The 19,279-nt window shown below is 53.2% G+C and carries 21 protein-coding genes and 1 pseudogene; 18 read left to right on the forward strand and 4 right to left on the reverse strand.

Annotation, left to right across the window (positions count from 1 at the left end):
- Positions 1 to 29 precede the first annotated feature (29 nt).
- The 8 genes from L103DPR2_RS14555 (at position 30) to L103DPR2_RS11495 (ending at position 5,714) form a co-directional block, all read left to right on the forward strand.
- Positions 30 to 209 (forward strand): AlpA family phage regulatory protein, encoded by a 180-nt coding sequence (locus L103DPR2_RS14555; protein ID WP_055361206.1) that lies wholly within the window; start codon positions 30 to 32, stop codon positions 207 to 209.
- Positions 202 to 771 (forward strand): hypothetical protein, encoded by a 570-nt coding sequence (locus L103DPR2_RS11470; protein ID WP_055361207.1) that lies wholly within the window; start codon positions 202 to 204, stop codon positions 769 to 771. The genes L103DPR2_RS14555 and L103DPR2_RS11470 overlap by 8 nt, the downstream gene beginning before the upstream one ends.
- Positions 768 to 2,528, forward strand: a complete 1,761-nt coding sequence (locus L103DPR2_RS11475; RefSeq protein WP_055361208.1) for a DNA polymerase — start codon at positions 768 to 770, stop codon at positions 2,526 to 2,528. The genes L103DPR2_RS11470 and L103DPR2_RS11475 overlap by 4 nt, the downstream gene beginning before the upstream one ends.
- A gap of 51 nt (positions 2,529 to 2,579) precedes the next feature.
- A complete protein-coding gene (locus tag L103DPR2_RS14415; RefSeq protein WP_055361209.1) occupies positions 2,580 to 2,957 on the forward strand; it encodes a hypothetical protein in 378 nt (125 codons plus the stop codon).
- A gap of 78 nt (positions 2,958 to 3,035) precedes the next feature.
- Entirely contained in the window at positions 3,036 to 3,425 is a 390-nt protein-coding gene (locus tag L103DPR2_RS14560) for an HGGxSTG domain-containing protein (RefSeq protein ID WP_442915079.1), read from the forward strand.
- 77 nt (positions 3,426 to 3,502) lie between these two features.
- A complete protein-coding gene (locus L103DPR2_RS11485) occupies positions 3,503 to 3,949 on the forward strand; it encodes a DUF2924 domain-containing protein (protein ID WP_055361210.1) in 447 nt (148 codons plus the stop codon).
- Complete coding sequence (locus L103DPR2_RS11490) at positions 3,946 to 5,292, forward strand: recombinase family protein (protein WP_055361211.1); 1,347 nt, start codon at positions 3,946 to 3,948, stop codon at positions 5,290 to 5,292. Before L103DPR2_RS11485 ends, L103DPR2_RS11490 begins: the two co-directional genes overlap by 4 nt.
- Positions 5,289 to 5,714 (forward strand): hypothetical protein, encoded by a 426-nt coding sequence (locus tag L103DPR2_RS11495; RefSeq protein WP_055361212.1) that lies wholly within the window; start codon positions 5,289 to 5,291, stop codon positions 5,712 to 5,714. Before L103DPR2_RS11490 ends, L103DPR2_RS11495 begins: the two co-directional genes overlap by 4 nt.
- Before the next feature lie 31 nt (positions 5,715 to 5,745).
- On the opposite strand, the gene L103DPR2_RS11500 is transcribed toward L103DPR2_RS11495, so the two are convergent.
- Together L103DPR2_RS11500 and L103DPR2_RS11505 are read right to left on the reverse strand one after the other, a co-directional pair.
- The gene (locus L103DPR2_RS11500; protein WP_055361213.1) at positions 5,746 to 7,122 is read right to left on the reverse strand and encodes a heavy metal sensor histidine kinase; all 1,377 of its coding nucleotides are present in this window, start codon (positions 7,120 to 7,122) and stop codon (positions 5,746 to 5,748) included.
- Positions 7,123 to 7,809, reverse strand: a complete 687-nt coding sequence (locus tag L103DPR2_RS11505; protein ID WP_055361214.1) for a heavy metal response regulator transcription factor — start codon at positions 7,807 to 7,809, stop codon at positions 7,123 to 7,125.
- A gap of 182 nt (positions 7,810 to 7,991) precedes the next feature.
- Here L103DPR2_RS11505 and L103DPR2_RS11510 point away from each other — a divergent pair, with 182 nt between their 5' ends.
- The 10 genes and pseudogenes from L103DPR2_RS11510 to L103DPR2_RS11550 all read left to right on the forward strand — a co-directional run bounded on the left by L103DPR2_RS11510 (position 7,992) and on the right by L103DPR2_RS11550 (position 15,676).
- Positions 7,992 to 8,273 carry a hypothetical protein gene (locus L103DPR2_RS11510; protein WP_231717637.1) on the forward strand — a complete coding sequence of 94 codons (282 nt, stop codon included), beginning with the start codon at positions 7,992 to 7,994 and terminating at the stop codon, positions 8,271 to 8,273.
- Positions 8,270 to 9,703 carry a TolC family protein gene (locus L103DPR2_RS11515; protein ID WP_055361216.1) on the forward strand — a complete coding sequence of 478 codons (1,434 nt, stop codon included), beginning with the start codon at positions 8,270 to 8,272 and terminating at the stop codon, positions 9,701 to 9,703. Before L103DPR2_RS11510 ends, L103DPR2_RS11515 begins: the two co-directional genes overlap by 4 nt.
- A 17-nt stretch (positions 9,704 to 9,720) precedes the next feature.
- The gene (locus L103DPR2_RS11520) at positions 9,721 to 11,133 is read left to right on the forward strand and encodes a multicopper oxidase family protein (protein ID WP_055361217.1); all 1,413 of its coding nucleotides are present in this window, start codon (positions 9,721 to 9,723) and stop codon (positions 11,131 to 11,133) included.
- 23 nt (positions 11,134 to 11,156) lie between these two features.
- Positions 11,157 to 11,657 (forward strand): cupredoxin domain-containing protein, encoded by a 501-nt coding sequence (locus tag L103DPR2_RS11525; protein ID WP_055361218.1) that lies wholly within the window; start codon positions 11,157 to 11,159, stop codon positions 11,655 to 11,657.
- 1 nt (position 11,658) lies between these two features.
- Entirely contained in the window at positions 11,659 to 12,186 is a 528-nt protein-coding gene (locus tag L103DPR2_RS14235) for a DUF411 domain-containing protein (protein WP_231717638.1), read from the forward strand.
- Positions 12,173 to 12,532 carry a copper-binding protein gene (locus L103DPR2_RS11530; protein ID WP_055362009.1) on the forward strand — a complete coding sequence of 120 codons (360 nt, stop codon included), beginning with the start codon at positions 12,173 to 12,175 and terminating at the stop codon, positions 12,530 to 12,532. Before L103DPR2_RS14235 ends, L103DPR2_RS11530 begins: the two co-directional genes overlap by 14 nt.
- 55 nt (positions 12,533 to 12,587) lie before the next feature.
- Positions 12,588 to 12,683 (forward strand): annotated as a pseudogene (locus L103DPR2_RS14505) (DUF2789 family protein); the annotation flags it as partial.
- 249 nt (positions 12,684 to 12,932) lie between these two features.
- On the forward strand, positions 12,933 to 14,435 hold the full coding sequence (gene istA / locus L103DPR2_RS11540; protein ID WP_082466900.1) for an IS21 family transposase: 1,503 nt from the start codon (positions 12,933 to 12,935) through the stop codon (positions 14,433 to 14,435).
- On the forward strand, positions 14,432 to 15,235 hold the full coding sequence (gene istB / locus L103DPR2_RS11545; RefSeq protein WP_082466807.1) for an IS21-like element helper ATPase IstB: 804 nt from the start codon (positions 14,432 to 14,434) through the stop codon (positions 15,233 to 15,235). Before istA ends, istB begins: the two co-directional genes overlap by 4 nt.
- Positions 15,236 to 15,307: 72 nt before the next feature.
- Positions 15,308 to 15,676: a hypothetical protein gene (locus L103DPR2_RS11550; protein ID WP_055361222.1), complete on the forward strand. Its 369-nt coding sequence runs from the start codon at positions 15,308 to 15,310 to the stop codon at positions 15,674 to 15,676.
- A gap of 76 nt (positions 15,677 to 15,752) precedes the next feature.
- On the opposite strand, the gene L103DPR2_RS11555 is transcribed toward L103DPR2_RS11550, so the two are convergent.
- Both L103DPR2_RS11555 and L103DPR2_RS11560 read right to left on the reverse strand, forming a co-directional pair.
- The gene (locus L103DPR2_RS11555) at positions 15,753 to 16,136 is read right to left on the reverse strand and encodes a hypothetical protein (RefSeq protein WP_055362010.1); all 384 of its coding nucleotides are present in this window, start codon (positions 16,134 to 16,136) and stop codon (positions 15,753 to 15,755) included.
- A gap of 22 nt (positions 16,137 to 16,158) precedes the next feature.
- A complete protein-coding gene (locus L103DPR2_RS11560; protein WP_055361223.1) occupies positions 16,159 to 19,278 on the reverse strand; it encodes an efflux RND transporter permease subunit in 3,120 nt (1,039 codons plus the stop codon).
- Position 19,279 lies beyond the last annotated feature (1 nt).

Below are 19,279 nucleotides of genomic sequence, written 5' to 3' on the forward strand. Positions count from 1 at the left end.
CGAAACCTAATTCACTGCGCGTAGTTCGTATGCAAGAGGTAACTGAACGGGTATCTCTTGCCCCCAGCACCATTTACGGTCTGGTTCAAACCGGAAAATTTCCGGCTCCCTTCAAAATCACCCCTGGAGGGCGAGCTGCTGGCTGGCTTCTTGGGGACATTGAGGGCTGGTTGATTTCTCGCACAGAAAAGGGAGGTCAGCATGAGTGACCTGCAACCCACCCCAAAATTTGACGTAAGCACTTTACGGTTGCCCCAGAATTTTGGGGAAACACTGGGCGTAAAGAAATTGATTACCCACATTCCTGTGAGTAAGCCCGGAGCAGAACGATTTTTTCGGGCACACCCTTCCGTGTCAATGCAGTTTGAAAGCTTGATCTACGAAGATAAAAGTTCACGGGACGTTTATGTTGTTCTACCAGCATTGGGCGATGCACTCGGCCGACTGGCTAAGCCGGTCGTTCTATATCTTGCCGTGGACAGAAGGGGTAACCCATTTTTGATTCCCGTCCCGCTACCCGGTCCTAACGGGTCAAGGTACCCGTGGCACGAATCTTTAGCCATGGCCGTTGAAAAGTCGAAAACGGATTGGGTACGGATTGCGGCCAACATGACTGCTGGCGTATATGACCTGTTTGTAGCTTCGGCAGATTTGCCCCCTCCCGAGTGGCCAGATATGGAAATGGATGCAATCGTGCAGATCGCTTTCGGTGGAAAAATCATCGATACCATCCAACACCCCGTGATCCAAGCGTTGCAGGGTAAGGTATGAAAGCGATTGACCGATTCCCCAAAGGCATCTACCTTATCGACTTCGAGTTTCACCCCGTGGATCATCGCGAAGGCAATCCACCTAGACCAGTGTGTCTTGCTGTCAGGGAGTACATCACCGGGAGAGTTTGGCGGTATTGGGGCGACGAATTACAAGTCATGAAAGAGGCCCCCTTCCCTTGTAGGGAAGGGGCGTTGACAGTTGCCTACTTTGCTAGTGCCGAGATGGATTGCTTCATAGCACTAAGTTGGGAATTGCCGCTCAACCTACTTGACCTGTATGTAGAGTTTCGCTCGCGAACCAATGGGCAACCGACCCCATATGGTGCCGGCTTGGTGGGGGCGCTGACGTTCTATGGTTTCCCCACAATGGAGTCTGCACAAAAAGATGAAATGCGCTTGCTTGTACTGAGTGGGGGGCCTTGGGAAGCTGAAGATAAAAAAGCGATCCAAGACTACTGCCAAAGCGATGTCGATGCGATGCGCCCACTTTTAAGATTTCTTTATTCGCAAATCGATTGGCCCCGCGCGCTACACCGAGGTCGTTACATGAAAGCTGTAGCAAGAATGCAGTCAGTCGGCGTACCTATTGATACAGAGGCCTTGCGGGCATGCATAGAAAACTGGGATGTCATAAAAGAGAAGCTGATTGCGAGCATTGATTCTGACTACGGTGTGTTTGATGGGCAAACTTTCAAAGCTTCACTTTGGGCCGCATATCTCGAACGTAACAATATCCAGTGGCCCCGATTGGATTCGGGCTCTCTCGCCCTAGATGATGAAACTTTTCGTCAGCAATCAAAGGCGTTTCCACAGGTTGCACCCATTCGAGAGTTACGGTCGGCATTGTCAGAAATGCGACTTGCAAGCCTTACCGTTGGGTGCGATGGCCGAAATCGCTGCTTGCTCTCACCCTTCGCCTCGCGTACCGGCAGAAATCAACCATCAAACTCAAAGTTTATTTTTGGCCCATCTGTCTGGATGCGGTCACTCATCAAACCAAGACCTGGATTTGGGGTAGCGTACATTGACTACGCCCAGCAAGAGTTTGGGATAGCTGCGGCACTTTCCGACGACTTTGCAATGCAAGAAGCATATAGAAGTGGTGACCCTTATCTTGCATTTGCAAAGCAAGCTGGTGCAGTTCCGTTGCACGCAACAAAGAAAACACATGCTTCTGAGCGAGAGCAGTTCAAAGCTTGTGTTCTTGCCGTTCAATATGGCATGGGGGCGGAGGCACTGGCGCAGCGAATTGGTCAACCTGTCGCCCGCGCTAGACAATTACTTGAACTACACCGCCGCACCTATCCAAAGTTTTGGAGGTGGTCAGATGCAACAGTAGATGAGGCACAGCTCAACGGTCGCCTCTGGACTGTGTTTGGCTGGGAAATACGCCCATCACACCCGTTCAACCCAAGAAGCTTGCGCAACTTTCCCATGCAAGCAAACGGCGCAGAGATGCTTCGGCTTGCTTGCATCTTCCTCACTGAAGCCGGCATCCGAGTATGCGCCCCGGTGCACGATGCATTAATGATCGAATCCACCTTAGATGTACTCGACGCAACCGTTGCCGAGGCTCAAAAACTTATGGCCGAAGCAAGCGCTGCCGTCCTCGGAGGCTTCGAATTAAACAGCGATGTGAAGATCATTCGGTACCCAGCCCGATTCATGGATGAGCGAGGCGAATTAATGTGGAATAAGGTGATGGGCTTAATCGAACACGCCAATACGAAACCACTGGCTGAGTGCCAAGGGTAGCACTGGCTTACTCCCCTCCCCGTCCAATCTATTTATTTGTCTTAGATATATATGTACCCCAATGACCGATTAGTGCCGACTGTAAAGTTGAATTACTCAGCGGCTAACGGGTTCCAAGCTACTAAACGCGAGGGACTGTTTATCAAAGGGCCAATTCCGATGTCATGGCTTTCTTCAGCAGCAAAGCTGCCGGGTAAGGGGTTCCATGTGGCATTAGCGCTCTTCTGGCTTGCTGGCATGAAGCCACAGGGCAAAGTCAAGATGACGCGTCAGGCCCAGAACCTTTTCAACGTCTCGGATGACGCCTACAGAGACGCACTGCCAAGATTGGAAGAGGCGGGGTTAATCAAGGTTTGGCGTGCTCCGGGACAGCGTGCGCAAGTCGAGATTGCTCACCACATTACCCAAGCAACTGAACCCGGTCCTTGAGGTCCTTGGTTAATTAATTTTTCGTCGCCTCGTTTGACCCCCCTATTACTATGCAAATCGATGTCTAGGAACTTGACAATGACAACTGCTGGAGGGCGCATCCGCTGCACTCAATGTCAAGCGCTGGCCAAGAGTACCCAGCAACAGTGCCGACGACCTGCAACTAGTGGCAAGCGTGTTTGCAAACTACATGGCGGTAATTCCACGGGTCCCAAGACTCTGGAAGGCCGACAGCGTTGCGCTGAGGCACGACTGGTACACGGGCAAGAAACTGCCAGAAATCGAAAAAATCGCAGCCTCGCCAGCGCCCGATTGGCGGTACTAGAGTGGGCCGGTCACTCGCTGCAGATCATGCATGGCCCCCGTACTCGAGGACCGAAACCCGTCCGTATGGATGAGGTTGAGTTAGAGCTTCAGCAAGCAGTGTGCCAAATCTTGCTTCGAACATACGCGAAAAATTACCCATAGAAAGTTTTGGACGACCTGTTGTAGCGGCCTGAACGCGCAAGTTTGAGGCCATACGCTGGCCACCAAGGAGAACCCCAGTGACTGAACCCGTCGTGGCCCGCGTGGCCGCCCTCAAAACCGCTAGTACCGCCGAGCTCAAGCAGATGTGGCGGGACCTCTTCCACCAGGACGCGCCCCCGTTCAACCGCCGCTTCCTTGAAACACGCCTGGCGTACCGCATCCAGGAGTTGGCCTACGGAGGCCTGAAGCGCGAGACTGCAAAGCGCCTTGAACTGCTGGGCGAACAACTCGATGGCGGCAAGCAGGAGGTCCGGCGCCGTCGGCTGGACAACCGCCCGATCGCCGGGACTCGACTGATCCGCGAATGGCAAGGCACACCTTGCGAGGTCGTGGTGGGTGTCGACCACTTCGACTACCAGGGCCGGCGGTACAAATCTCTGTCGAGCATCGCGCGCGCCATTACTGGCACCAACCGCAACGGGTGGGCCTTCTTCGGGCTAAGCTCGGCAAGGAGCACCGCATGACGGCAGAGCGACGCCTGATCTGCGCCATCTACACGCGCAAGTCCACAGAAGAGGGACTCGACCAGAACTTCAACTCGCTGGACGCGCAGCGTGATGCCTGTGAGAACTACATCGCCAGCCAAAAATCAGAGGGCTGGCTCATGGCGCGGGAGCGCTACGACGACGGGGGCTACTCCGGCGGCAACATGGAGCGCCCGGGCCTCAAAAAACTGCTGGACGACGTCCGCAGCGGCATGGTCGACATCATCGTCGTCTACAAAATCGACCGGCTGTCGCGATCACTCGCCGACTTTGCCAAGCTGGTCGAGATCTTTGATGAGCACAAGGTCACCTTCGTATCGGTGACGCAAGCCTTCAACACCACCACTTCCATGGGCCGGCTGACGTTGAACATCCTGCTGTCCTTTGCCCAGTTCGAGCGCGAGTTGGCTGGCGAGCGGGTGCGCGACAAGATTGCTGCCTCACGCCAGCGCGGTATCTGGATGGGTGGAATGCCACCCCTGGGCTATGACGTTTCAGACCGCAAGCTGATTCCCAACCCGCAAGAAGCGAAGATCGTCCGGGAAATGTTCACGAGGTTTGCCGCGATGTCATCGATGGCCACGCTCGTGAGAGATATGCGCGCCAAGGGCGTCACATCCAAGTCGTGGACTACCGCCAAGGGGATCGAACGCCAAGGCAAGCTGATCACCAAGGGCTACGTCTACAAGGTGTTCAAGAACCCTGTCTACATCGGTATGGCCGCCTACAAGGGGCAGCAGTACCCGGGCGAACACAGCGCCATCATCGATCAAGAGGTCTGGGATACGGTGCAAGAACTGCTCAAAGCGGGCGACAAGCATGTCAAGGGCGGGGCCGGGATGCGCGAGACCAAGGCGCCGTCCATGTTGCGCGGGTTGATCTTTTCCCCGGAAGGCCGCGCCTTCACGCCGGGCTGGACCAGCAAGGGGCCCAAGCAGTACCGCTACTACATAAACACCGACGCCACCAAGCTTGGTAAAGAAGCCTGCGAAGTCCGACGTGTGCCGGCTGGCGAAATCGAAGGGGTTGTGGTCGAGCAGTTGCGCGGCGTTTTGAGAGCGCCAGAAATCCTGGCCGAAGCGGTCCGGGAAGTCACCTTGTCTCGGCCAGACATCAGTGAGGCCGATGCCATCCAGACACTCCAGTCCATTGACCAGGTTTGGGATAACTTGTTTCCGGCTGAGCAGGCATGCATCGCTAAAGCGCTGATCGAGCGGATCACGGTTCGCACGGACGGTATCGACATCAAGTGGAAGTCCACCGGCATGACCAAACTGCTTCGCGACACGGTCATGCAACAGGCCTACAAGGAGGCTGCATGACTCAAGCTGCGCAAATGCCGGAGACGACCCACATCCCAATGACCTTTCGACCGCGGGGCGGCAAAACGGTCATCGTCTTGCCCGATGGATCGCGTGGTTTGGTGCGCCGCGAGGCAACGATCGACAACACCATGATCAAGGTGATTGCACGCGGGTTCAGGTGGCAGCGCCTGCTTTATGACGGGACCTACGCCACCATCGAAGACCTGGCTGCCGCGGAGAAGATCAACCCATCCTACGTCAGCCGTATCCTGCGGCTGGCCTACTTGTCGCCCAAAGTGGTTCAGGCAATCCTTGACGGATCACACCCAGCTTGGTTGACCATGAGGGATCTGCTGGAGCCGTTCCCCATGGACTGGCAACTACAGGAAAAAAAGTTTCTTGCTCGGTTCGAAGAAAGCAATCTAACCTCCGAATACTAAGACGTCAATCAAACGACTCCGGCGGGTTCATTCAATGAGGAAACGTCAAGGTAAATCGAGTGATGCCGCGGGCAGAGCTGGCGTAGACGCTGCCGCCATGTGCTTCCACTATCGCCTTGGTGATGGCAAGTCCCAACCCCACCCCATCTGAGCCGAGATGCGAGCGCGCTTGGTCCACGCGATAGAAGCGGTCAAATAATCGTGGCATCAAGAGCGGATCAATGTCTTCGCCGCTGTTCTCAACTGAGATGTCGGTGCAGTTCGTCCGACTGGCAACAGTGATTTTTACGCAACTGCCTGAAGGCGCGTAACGTAGCGCATTCGACATGAGATTGCTCAATGCACGCCGGAACATAAGGCGGTCGCCCTGCACCGGGCCGTTCCCCTCCAGGGTTAGAGCAATACTCTTGTCGTCTGCCACAGCCTCGTAGAAGTCGATCAACGCTTGGACTTCATCTGCGGCCATGAAGTCTTCTTTGTGCGGTAGGTCCACCCTGCGTTCGGTTTTAGCCAACAGCAACATGTCAGACACCATGCGAGCCAGTCGCTGCAACTCCTCGGCGTTTGAAGCAAGAACATCCTTGTAAACCTCGTTCTCACGCTTGGAAGTCAAAGTAACCTGAGTCTGAGTGAGCAGGTTACTGATTGGCGTCCGAAGTTCATGAGCCAAGTCGGAAGAGAACTCAGACAATCGCTGAAAGTCATCCTGGAGCCGCTCTAGCATCTGGTTGAGCGTCTTCGCCAAATCAGCCATCTCGATTGGCACAGACTGAACCGGCATGCAAGGCTGCAAACGCTGGGCGGTTACGGCAGCAGCATGCGCCTTAATGGCTCTTAGTGGAGCGAGGCCGTAATAGACCGCTGCCCATCCAAGCAAACCGCTGACGACGATTGCTGCTAGCGCATACAAGCCTAGTGCGTTCAAAAGCTCATTTAGAAAATGCTGATGGTGGGCCGTATCCATGGCAAGGCTGACCGTGAGTTGAATTCCTGGCGCGTACTGCGCCTCTGCCTGAAATTGCTGATGTCGGAATTCCTGCTGTCCGCGACGCCACCACATCAAAGCCATTAAAGGATTCACATCCGGAGGCAACTGCAGACGATCAGCCGCAGGATAACCCTCGGTCTGAAAGAGGATTCGCCCATCACCACTGCTGACGCGCACGAAAAGTCCGTGGTGATGATTGAGCGATTCGTCGAGCCGGCGATCCAAATCTTTGGAGGATCTGCTACTTGCGATGATTTCGCCAATGAGATGTTGCTTGTCTTGCAGTGCACCGCGATCAAGGTCAACAAAGTGTTGATCCGCCGCAGCCATGAATAGCCCGCCCAAACCCAGCACCACGCTGGAGGCCACCAGGGTAAAAAAAAGCGTAAGCCGGTGGGTCAACGATAGACGAGGCAACACTCAGGGCTCCTGCGGCACTTCAAGCACGTATCCCATGCCCCGTACTGTCTGGATCAATTTGACCGCTTGCCCATCGTCGATTTTGATTCGCAAGCGTCGCATTGCCACTTCGATGACATTCGTGTCGGAATCGAAGTTCATATCCCACACTTGAGACGCAATCAAGGAGCGTGGTAATACCTCACCTTGTCGGCGCATCAGCAATTCGAGGAGACCGAATTCCTTTGCGGTCAGATCTATCCGGCGCCCACCTCGCGTAACGCGACGTCGCAGCAAATCCAGTTCTAAATCCGCCGTGCGCAGGGTGTTGCTATCCACTCCACCTCCGCGCCCACGGCGAAGAATTGTTCTCACCCGTGCCAAAAGCTCCGCAAAAGAAAATGGCTTGACCAGATAGTCGTCAGCCCCCAGTTCAAGACCCTTGACGCGATCCTCGACCTGGTCGCGTGCGGTCAAAAATAGCACCGGCATGTCCAACCCGCGCCGACGCAATGAGGCCAACACTTGCCAGCCATCGAGTTCGGGAAGCATCACGTCAAGAACTACTAAGTTGTATTCACTATGCAGGGCCAGATGCAGCCCATCGGTGCCGTTGACAGCCAAATCCGCGACGAATCCAGCCTCATTCAGTCCCTGGCGCAAATATTCGCCGGTCTTCGGCTCGTCTTCAACGATGAGTATTTTCAAGAGTTAGCTCCATGTCCCGCGTAAGGGAAGTCTGCCAGAAAACCAGGGAAGTGACGCGCAGATGACAAATTTGTCATCTTCAGATCATCTTCTCGACAGATGAGATAGCCAACACTACGCAGTCTTAACCACCCTCGGAAAAACCCTTGATGCTCACCAAATTCAACATCTCCGGAGCCCTGGTGTCATGGTCGTGCTTGATCGTTTCCGGCGTAGCAGTTGCTGCCCCTGAGGAAAAAACCCAGCTCCAGCCACTGCCCAGCGAACTTCGCTACACGTCCAGCCTGACTAACTACAAAGGCTACACCGACCAGGCTGTGCAGTCTTGGCGTGGTGCAAATGACCGGGTGGGTCAAGTCGGAGGCTGGCGAGCTTATGCCAAAGAAATAGCCGAGCAACCCGCCTCGAACGCTCAGCCTGCCGCCGACCCGCACGCCGGCCACCACAAAGGGACCCAGCGATGAAGCGGCTGACCTCTCCTCGTGGCTTGAAACTCACAGCGGCGCTCGTTGGCATCGGAGTTCTGTCCGGTTGTGCCAGCGTCAGCCTCGAGCAGAACTTGCATCGAGTTAACCAGGAAACTGCCGCCTTTTCTGGCGGACAGGTTCAGCTTGCGCGGGATGCATCTGAACGCAAAGAACGGGACCTGGCTGCCTCACAACTGCTTCGGTCTCCCTTGGGGCAGAAGGAAGCCGTACAGCTGGCCTTATTGAATAGTGCATCACTACAAGCATTGCTGGCTCAGGGATGGGCTGACGCCGCTGCTGGCGCACAAAGCGGGCGCATTTCTAACCCTGCATTCAGCTTTGAGCGAATGGTCAAAGGCGATGAGCTCGAGTTGGGGCGCGCTTTATCGTTTGGCCTTCTTGATGTGCTGACCCTGCCAGTGCGTCAAAACCTGGCACGACAGCGAATTGAACAGGCGCAATTGCAACTGTCTGGTCAGGTCATTGATCACGTTACGCGCGTACGCCAGGCATGGGTTCGCGCAGTCGCAGCGCAGCAGACTCTCAATTACGCGCAGCAAATTGTTGAGGCAGCAGAAGCAAGTTCCGAGTTGGCTCGGCGCATGCAGGCGGCTGGAAATTTCAATCGACTAAACCGCGCTCGCGAACAGGCTTTTTACGCAGACGCTGCCACCCGTTTAGCGACTGCCCAGCATCAGGTGACCTCAACCAGAGAAGAACTAGTCCGACTCCTCGGCCTGGATGAAGCTCAAGCAAACATACTGCAACTCCCGCAGCGCTTGCCTGATTTGCCTAGAGAAGCTCTCGATGCCACTGCGATCGGAAGTATGGCCACAAGAACTCGCTTGGACATTCAGCTGGCGCTCAACGGCATCAACTCGGCTGCGAAAGCACAAGGGATCACAAAGATCACAAGCTTCACTGATATTGAACTGATTGCACGACGCAACACCACCTTTGACAACGCGTCCGGTAGCAGAAGCACTGCCCGAGGTTTTGAAGTCGATATCCGATTGCCGATTTTCGATTGGGGGGACATGCAACGAAGTGCGTGGAATGCACGCACGATTGCTGCAGCCCATAACCTTGAGGCCGCTGTACGCTCAGCAGGGTCCAACCTCAGGGAGAGCTATTCGGCATATAGGACTGCCTATGACATCGCTCGACACCACCGCGATGAGGTGGTGCCAATCCGGAAGGTCATATCAGAAGAAAACCAGCTCCGATACAACGGAATGATCATCGGCGTATTTGAGTTGTTGGCTGATGCAAAAGATCAAGTCAGCACAGTCATAGCAGCCATCAATGCTGAGCAGCAATTTTGGCTGGCAGACGCTGCTTTGAAGGCCTCGGTCATCGGCAGGCCTACAACTATGGCTATAGCACCTGCGGCTGCAGCAGCACCTACTGCCGCGGCCCCCCATTGATTGAAGGACGGTCTCAAATGACATCCAGACGAGAGTTTTTTAAGTTTGCAGGTATCGCTGGCGGTGCCGTTGCGGCGAGTTCGGTCAGCCGCGCCGCTATGGCGGCATTGCCAGAGCCGATGATTCAAACTTCGGCTCAGACCATGGCGCCTTTGATCCCAAATACCGGACGCCCCTACAACCCCGTCGTGACTTTGAACGGATGGACGCTGCCATGGCGAATGAACCAGGGAGTGAAAGAGTTCCATCTAGTTGCTGAGCCAGTGGTTCGCGAAATGGCGCCGGGCTTTAAAGCTCATCTCTGGGGTTACAACGGACAAAGCCCCGGTCCGACGATCGAGGTCGTTGAAGGAGATCGAGTTCGTATCTTTGTGACCAACAGGTTGCCTGAACACACCAGCATTCATTGGCATGGCCAGCGATTGCCCAACGGAATGGACGGGGTGGCCGGGTTGAATCAGCCCGCAATCTCACCGGGAAAGACCTTTGTCTATGAGTTTGTTGCAAGACGCCCGGGAACCTTCATGTACCACCCGCATGCCGATGAAATGACACAGATGGCCATGGGCATGATGGGTTTTTGGGTCACGCATCCCAAAGCCAAGAACCCATTGATTGATGAAGTCAACCGCGATTTTTGTTTCTTGCTCAGTGCCTACGACATCGATCCTGGCAGCTACACGCCAAAGATCATGACGATGCTCGATTTCAACTTGTGGAGTTGGAACAGTCGCATCTTCCCCGGCATTGACTCGCTCAATGTGCGACTCAATGACAAGGTGCGTATCCGGATCGGTAATTTAACGATGACCAATCATCCGATTCACTTGCACGGACATGAATTCCTTGTTACCGGTACCGATGGGGGGCCAACGCCCAAAAGCACTCGGTGGTACGAAGTAACAACAGATGTGGCTGTCGGCCAAATGCGCCAGATTGAGTTCCTGGCAGATGAGGAGGGAGATTGGGCCTTCCATTGCCACAAGAGCCATCACACCATGAACGCTATGGGTCACAACGTGCCCACATTGATAGGTGTCGACCACTCCGGGGTCGCCAAAAAAATCAATAAGTTAATTCCAGACTACATGGTGATGGGTGAGCGCGGTATGGCTGATATGGCTGAAATGGAGATGCCTCTGCCTGAGAACACCGCAGCGATGATGACTGGCGACGGCCCCTTTGGATCAGTCGAAATGGGCGGCATGTTCAGTGTCCTGAAGGTACGCAAAGACCAAAAGCCCGGTGACTATAAGGATCCAGGCTGGTTCAAGCATCCAGACGGCACTGTCGCGCATGAGTACACAGGCCCACTCGCCGAACCAGCCAGATTTAAGGCTGAGGGGGGGCAATCGATGCCTCGTACTCAAAAGCCTGAAGCCGCAACTGAGGTTCGAGTGCGAAAGCCTGCATCGCACGGATCTCATTGAAATTCATTGAACGGAGAACTTTAATGATCAAAGCAAAACTTTTTCCGGGTGTTGTACTGGCTCTTGCATCTGTCGTTGCCGTTCCCACCTGGGCTCACGGGAATCAAAATCACGGCAAACCTGCGGGGGAAATCAAGTTAGAGCAGAAAGACTGGGGAATCGGCGCCCCCTCGTCAAAAGCGACCCGCACCATTGAAGTGCGAATGACTGACAACATGCGCTTTGCGCCCAATCGAATTGATGTCAAGTTGGGCGAAACGGTTCGGTTCGTGGTGGTCAACGCCGGAAAGGTGATGCATGAGTTCGTTCTCGGCACCAAGAGGGAGTTGGATGAACACGCAGCCTTGATGAAGAAATTTCCCAATATGGAGCATGACGAGCCATATATGGCTCACGTCGAACCTGGAAAAAAGGGGGAGATTGTCTGGACGTTCAACAGAGTGGGCGAATTTGATTTCGCCTGCCTATTGCCTGGTCATTACGAGGCAGGCATGCGGGGGACGATAAATGTCGCAAAGAAGTAAGTTGGGTACGAACGTTCATCCGACGAAAAGTGACTGGCTCAAGGCTATGAACTTTTCAAGACGAAAGCTAGTTATCGGTCTGGCAGCAGCAGGCTTTACGCCGATTATTTTTGCGCAAAAGAATCCGTCACTTGCGATTCAGATTTGGAAGGATCCAAATTGCGGATGCTGTAAGGACTGGGTCGATCACCTTGAAAAATCTGGGTTCACCGCAACGATTCTCGAACAGGGAAACAACGGCATACGTAGCAAGCTAGGCATGCCGCAGAAGTTTGGGTCTTGTCACACTGCTTTGATTCAAGGTTATGTGATTGAAGGGCATGTTCCAGCATCAGAAATTCTGTATTTGCTCAAAGTCAGACCGAGCGCCCTAGGGCTAGCTGTCCCAGGAATGCCAGTCGGATCACCAGGAATGGATGGATCGGTTTACGGCAATCGGCGGGATGCTTTTGATGTTCTATTGGTGCAGAAAGACGGAACATCAAAGGTCTTTAAATCTTATCCAGGAGAAAAACGTGCAAGTTCTTAAACAGGCTTTTGCAGTGTGCACCGCCTCTGCCCTCTTGAGCATTCCTTTCGCGGGCAATGCACAGTCCAGCATGGACCACAGCAAGATGGATCACGTTAAGCCCGAGACCTCACAAACAATTCCTTCAATGTCGGATGGCGAAGTCAGAAGGGTCGATTTAGAGACAGGCAAGATCACCATCCGGCACGGCTACATCAAGCATTTGGACATGCCGAGCATGACAATGGTTTTCACTGCCAAGGAAAAAGGCTTGCTCACCGATGTGAAGCCAGGGGATAAGATTAAGTTCATGGTGGTTGATGAGGCCGGGAAGATGGTCGTAACGGCCATTACGCCCGCACAATGAACTGCTTCACGAGCGCATTCCTCTGCATCACCATTAACTGAGGGGTCTTAGCACAATGGAAAAACCTTATCACCGATTTTCGGAGTTGTTTGCACAGCTTGGCTTAGCCTCAGATGCTTCATCCATCAGGGCTTTCATTGAACGCCACTCGCAGGCGATGGGATCGGGCACGTCCACCTGGAAGTGCATTTCGTCGTCGGTTGATTTGCAGCCCAGTACTTGGTATTGCGGCAGGTGAAGGATGTTGTCGGGAAGTTCGGTCATGGTGTTGTATAGGCGTAGGTTGTTGAATGGCATCCAAAACTGAGCCATTTTGAAGAGAATTTGCATCCAAATTTGAGCCACCCCAATCGCCTATCCTGCTTAATTTTTGAGCAAGGATGGGCAAGGAGTGATCAACGTGGGAACTTTGAGCAAATTACGCAGACTTGTCCTTCGCGACAAGGTCTCCATCCGGCAAGCTAGCCGTCAACTTGGCATCTCTCGCAACACCGCAACCCGGTGGCTTCAGGCGGCAGAGGTCACGGTGCCCAGATACCCGAAGCGGCAACCTACCTTCGGTGTTCTGGATCCCTTCAAGGATCAATTGAGCAATTGGCTCAAAGCCGACAGCTATCGAAACAAGCGAGAGCGCCGCGGCGTCAAAGCTTTGTATGAAGCGCTGCAGGCCATGGGGTATTCAGGCAGCAGCACAATGGTTTACCGATTTGCAAAGGATTGGCGCGAGGAGCAAAGCAAGCCCCGGGGCGCTGGCTTTGTGCCCATGCACTTTGAGCTGGGCGAAGCGTTCCAGTTTGACTGGAGCTGTGAGTACCTGGTCATTGACGGCTTAAGAAGGCGCCTTGATGTGGCCCACATCAAACTGGCGGCAAGCCGCGCATTCTTGTTGGTGGCCTACTTCATCCAAACCCACGAGATGCTGTTTGATGCACACGCCAGAGGCTTTGCCGTCTTTGGCGGTGTGGCCAAGCGCGGCATCTACGACAACATGAGAACGGCTGTCGACAAAGTGGGCCAAGGCAAAGATCGTATCGTTAACGCCCGCTTTGAGGCGATGACGGGCCACTACTTGTTCGAGCACGAGTTCTGCAACAGAGCCGCCGGTTGGGAGAAAGGCATTGTTGAGAAGAACGTGCAAGACCGGCGCCGGGGCGTTCTGCGAGAAGCGGCCGAGAGGCACTGGACCAGCTTGGCAGAGCTCAATGATTGGCTTCAAATCGCATGCAAAACCGCTTGGAGCGAGCTGGCCCATCCTCAGTGGCCAGAGCTCACCATTGCCGATGTGTGGCAAGACGAAGCTGCTCGGTTAATGCCATGCCCGAGACCCTTTGACGGCTATGTGGAGCAACCGGTGCGGGTGAGCTCCACGTCTTTGATCACATTCCAGCGCAATCGCTACAGCGTGCCGTGTGAGTGGGTCCACCAGATGGTGAGCTTGCGTGTGTATCCAGACACTTTGTTGGTGGTGGCCCAAGACGGCAGCCTCGTGAGGCTGACCCGCAGCTTTGAGCGTGATCAAACCATCTACGACTGGCAGCACTATATTGAGCTGATTCAGCGTAAGCCCGGAGCTCTTCGCAATGGGGCGCCATTCAAAGAGATGCCTGCTGCCTTGCAGGAGCTCCAGCGCCAATTGCTCAAACACCCCGGTGGTGATCGCGTGATGGCACAGGTGTTGGGGGCTGTTAACTTACACGGACTTGAGGCGGTGTTGGTGGCAACCGAGTTGGCACTGCAAGCTGGGCGCGTCAGCGCCGAGCACATTCTGAATGTGCTGGGCAGACTCAAGGAGCCAACCCTCGAGCGGCTGCAAATTGAAACACCGCTACATCTGAACACTCCCGCACAGGCAAACCTTGAGCGCTACGACGCGCTCAGGAACGAGCAGGAGGTTGGATCATGAGCGATGTCATTGATGGACTCAAGTCTTTGAGTTTGCATGGGATGGCCAGTGCTTGGCCAGAGATTCTGGGCACTGCCAGAATGAAGACGCTAGATCACGAGGTGGTGCTGCACCAGCTCATTAAGTCTGAGACGGCGCAGCGGGAAGATCGCTCGATGGCGTATCAAATGAAAGCGGCCAGGTTCCCCGCGCACCGGGACCTGGTGGGCTTTGAGTTTGAGCAAGCGCATGTGGACGAAGCACTTGTGAAGCAGCTGCATGATTTACAGTTTATGGACACGGCGCAAAACGTGGTGTTTGTGGGCGGCCCTGGCACTGGCAAAACGCACCTTGCAACAAGCCTTGGCATTCAAGCGGTGCGGGCCAAAGGTAAACGGGTTCGCTTCTTCTCAACAGTGGAGCTTGTTAATGCGCTGGAGCTAGAGAAGTCTCAAAGCAAACACGGCCAACTGGCTCACCGCTTGATGTACGTGGATCTTGTTATTCTGGATGAGATGGGGTACTTGCCGTTTACGCAGTCTGGAGGCGCACTGCTGTTTCATTTGCTGTCCAAGCTTTATGAGAGAACCAGCGTGGTCATCACAACCAACCTGAACTTCTCTGAATGGGCCAATGTGTTTGGAGATGCCAAGATGACCACGGCACTTCTAGACCGACTGACACATCGCTGCCACATTGTTGAAACTGGCAATGAGAGTTGGCGCTTCAAGCAGTCCCAAGCGAGCACTCAACAGTCAAAGAAATCAAAAGGGAAAGGAGCAAAAAATGCAGAACAGTTAAACTTATCCACAACCGACTAGGCCAAATTATTTAAAAACTGGTGGCTCAATATTGGTTGCAAATAGTGGCTCACTTTGCGTTGCAATTCAACAATGAGTCCTGAGATTGCAGAAATTCTTAATGTATCTGCCCCTCCATTCCTTCAGGAGAATCCTGACCCTGAGCGGTTCCGAAAATTTGACGAGGAAGCGGCCTATCGTCTGGCTGAAATTGGGACATTTGAAGCGTTGACCGCACTCATCTTGCTGGTCAAGAAATCGGAGTTGATTTCATCGCACGAGTTGAGATCAATGGTTCTCAACGCCTATCACCATTGCCAGCAATGGCTACGAGAAGTGCCGGAAATTGCACCGATAGCAGAAGAGCTGTTTCATGCAATTGATTTGAATTGCAAGCACTGGATCTATCCTTCACCAGAGTGGCGAATGGAGGTGGTCATCTTTACGAGAGAGTTTCCTTAACTTCAAAAAAATGACCTCCACGAATAAACATCAATTCGCATTGAACAGATGCCAATGCAAATGGTTTGTTAACGAATTATTTGAGTGTAAATCGCACTGTCGCCACTTTGGCGTTGTTGCTGACTTGCGCGACTACTTTCGCTCCTGCAAGCGCTTTGAATTTTCCAGTGGCTTCAAGCTTCTCACCTACCGGTTTTAATTCAACCTCTTGTTTTTCAGAGCCTGAAAGCATCGTGACTTTGGCCGTAGCCGTGCTGACATTGACAGGCTTTCCGTGATCTCGCAAATAAAGTTGTAGAACATCGGTCTTAGCTACAAATTCATATTCAATGTCCTTCACCTCTGCCACCACACCTCCGTGCATTGGCTTGGCATTACCATGACTATGGCCTTCCCCAGCTGCAAATCCGGCTGTGCTGACAAGCAGACTCAATGCAATAGCGATTTTTTGAATTTTCATTTCCAATCCTTTCAGTATCAAATTAAAGTGCTTCGGCGTCTTTGTCTTCTAACAAGCGTTCGGCATCTCGACGACCAAAGAGCCAAAACATGACAGGGGTCAGGAACGTATCAAGCAACGTGGAGCTGATCAGCCCTGAAAAAATGACCACCGCAACTGGGTGTAGAACCTCAGTCCCCGGGCGCTCTGCTTCAAAAAGCAAAGGAGCCAATGCAAATGCGGTGACCAACGCGGTCATCAACACAGGGCTTAATCGTTCGAGTGAACCGCGAAGAATCATCTTGTGATCAAAGTTCTCGCCTTCAAATCGCATCAAGTTGATGTAATGACTGACTTTCAAGATGCCGTTTCTGACTGAAATTCCAGCTAGCGTGATGAATCCCACCAAAGCAGCCACAGACAACGGCTGTCCTGACAACCACAGTCCGAGAACTGCACCAACCAAGGCCAGCGGTATGTTCACCATGATCAACGCGGAAAGACGCGTTGACTTGTAGCGGCTGTACAGAACGACAAACATCAAGACCAGTGACACGATTGAGAGCAGCCCCACAAGTCGTGAAGCTTCCTCTTGAGCTTGAAACTGACCGCCTAGCGTGATGAAGTACCCCTCGGGGAGTTTTGTGTCGGCCACCACAGCGCGAATATCCGCAACAATCTCTGACAAAGCTCGACCGGACGCGTTTGCGGACAAAACGATGCGGCGTTTGCCATCATCGCGGCTGATTTGGTTCGGACCATCTCCATCTTCAATCGTCGCCAACTTTGACAATGGCACTCGACCGTTGGGAGTTTCAATCAAGATTTGATTCAAGCCCTCAACCGAACGAGCAGATTCAGGCAAGCGCACGACCAATGCAAAACGACGACCGCCCTCCACAATCTGGGTGATTTTTTCGCCTTCGACCAAGCTTTGCAAAGTCGAGAGCACTTGTGGCGCAGCAATTCCGTATTGAGCTGCTGCGGCATAGTCAATACGAACCTTGATTTGCGGTGCCAGCACTTGCTTTTCGATTTGCAGATCAGCAACGCCGGGAATAGTCGCTAATCGTGCCCTCAACGAGTCAGCTTGCCCACGCAATCCATCCAAATCGTCACCAAAGATTTTGATGGCGATTTGCGAGCGCACACCAGACAACATGTGATCGATGCGGTGGGAAATGGGTTGACCAATTTCTAGGGCAGCAGGCAAATTGACAAGACGAGCACGGATGTCCGCTTTGATTTCATCCATACTGCGCGTCAGCTCACCCGTTGGTTTGAGGCCCACGTCCAGCTCACTCACGTGAACCCCTTCTGCGTGCTCATCAAGCTCAGCTCGTCCGCTTCGACGACCGACATGTGTGACCTCTGGCACTTGCTTGACCAAGACCTCGGCTTGTCTGGCCAATGTAGTGGTTTCGGACAAAGTCACGCCGGGGTTCAAGCGCAATCCGATCAACAATGTTCCTTCGCTGAATGGCGGCAAGAAAGTCGTCGGGAAAAATGGTACTGCTGCAATTGCCGTCAGCACGGCGAATCCAGAGGCAATCAATGCTATCTTCGGTTTTTGTAAAACGCTTTGAAGACTGTTTGCATAGCGTGTTTTGAGCCAAATCAAGACCTTGGTATCCCCATGATCCAAGTTTTTCATGGATGGCAGAAGGTAGTAACTCAGCACGGGGGTGATGGTGACCGAAACAAGCAATGAAGCCAGAGTTGAAACGATGAATGAAATGCCCAACGGAACAAAGAGCTTTCCCTCCAAGCCGGGCAATGCAAACAACGGAATGAAAACGAGGACGATGATCACCGTGGCATACAAAATGGCAGATCTAACCTCCATTGAGGCTTTCGCTACAACTTCCAACGGATGAAGCCGATGCTGCGGATGTTTTATGCGATCTTCCTTCAACCGTCGCAGAATGTTCTCTACGTCGACCACCGCATCGTCGACCAGACCGCCAATGGCAATGGCCAATCCTCCAAGAGTCATGGTGTTGATAGACAAGCCAAAGTACTTGAATACCAAAGAGGTGATGAAGATGGATACGGGAATCGCTGTCAAGGCGATGATGGTGGGTCGAACCGTACCTAAGAAAAAGAACAAAATCACAGCGACAAAGACGGATGCACCAATCAATTTGCCTTGTAGCGTATTGATGGATGCTTCGATGAAGCTGGCCTGTCTGAATGTGACGCGAGGGGCATCCATGCCAGCTGGCAAGGATGATTTCAAACCTACCAACGCATCCTCAATTGCACGGGTAAGAGCAATCGTGTCTGCTGTGGGTTGTTTCTGAATACCCAAAATAACTGCCGGTTTCCCCTCAAACCCTGCATCACCACGCTTCAACGCTGCAGCAAAAGTAACATCGGCAATTTGACGCAACAAGATTGGCTGCCCATTTTTTGTGGTCAGTGCCAGATTTTTCAGATCATCTAAACGGGAAGTTCGTCCGAGGTTGCGGATCAGGTATTCCCGTCCATTGAGTTCCAAAAAGCCACCGGAGGTATTGGCAGAAAAACCTTTCAGCGCAGCTTCCATTTGATCGTGTAAGATGCCCAACTCAGCCATACGAGCCGTGTTGGGTTGCACCTGAAACTGACGCACCTCGCCACCAATTGGAATAACTTGGGCAACCCCAGAAACCGACAGAAGGCGTGGACGCAAAACCCAGTCTGCGTACTCTCGGACAGCCATAGCCGAAATCTTCTGCGAATCGACTGGAATAGCGATTTGCATGATCTCGCCCATGATCGAGCTGATTGGTCCCATGCGCGGCATTACGCCAGCAGGCATACCGTCTTCCATGGCTGACAGTCGCTCAGATACCAACTGTCTTGCACGGAAAATGTCTGTATCCCATTTGAAAGTCACATATAAAAATGACAACCCGGCTGAAGATATAGACCGGACGGATTCAACGCTAGGCAAACCGTTCATGGCGGTCTCTAGGGGGAAGGTGATGAGTTGCTCAACTTCCTCTGGCGCCATGCCACCTGATTCGGTCATGATGGTGACCGTGGGTTTATTCAAATCAGGAAAAACATCCACTGGTGTTTTTGTCAATGTGAATGCGCCGTAGGTCATCAATACGACACTGGCGATGATCACCAGCAATCGATTGGCTAAACTGTTTTCAAGTAACCACTTAAACATA

It is taken from the genome of Limnohabitans sp. 103DPR2 (genome assembly GCF_001412575.1).
GTDB lineage: Bacteria > Pseudomonadota > Gammaproteobacteria > Burkholderiales > Burkholderiaceae_C > Limnohabitans_A.